Origin of the sequence: Flavobacterium potami (assembly GCF_020026915.1) — a bacterium.
Lineage (GTDB): Bacteria > Bacteroidota > Bacteroidia > Flavobacteriales > Flavobacteriaceae > Flavobacterium > Flavobacterium potami.
Map to the genome: position 1 here is coordinate 1 of NZ_JAINUY010000022.1, position 323 is coordinate 323.

At 54.5% G+C, this 323-nt stretch carries 1 rRNA gene; it reads right to left on the bottom strand.

Annotation, left to right across the window (positions count from 1 at the left end):
• Nucleotides 1-2: 2 nt before the first annotated feature.
• Nucleotides 3-323, bottom strand: a 23S ribosomal RNA gene (locus K6T82_RS24100); the annotation flags it as partial.

Sequence of the window (323 nt, forward strand, 5' to 3'; positions counted from 1 at the left end):
GGCGCCTTAGAATACTCATCTCGCGCACCAGTGTCGGTTTGCGGTACGGTCGTGTGTAGCTGAAGCTTAGTGGCTTTTCCTGGAAGCAGGGTATCACTCACTTCGTCTGCAAGCAGACTCGTTATCACCCCTCATCTAAGCCCGGCGGATTTGCCTACCAGGCACGACTACAGGCTTGAACCAACATATCCAACAGTTGGCTGAGCTAACCTTCTCCGTCCCCACATCGCACTACACATCGGTACAGGAATATTGACCTGTTTCCCATCAGCTACGCATCTCTGCCTCGCCTTAGGGGCCGACTCACCCTACGCCGATGAACG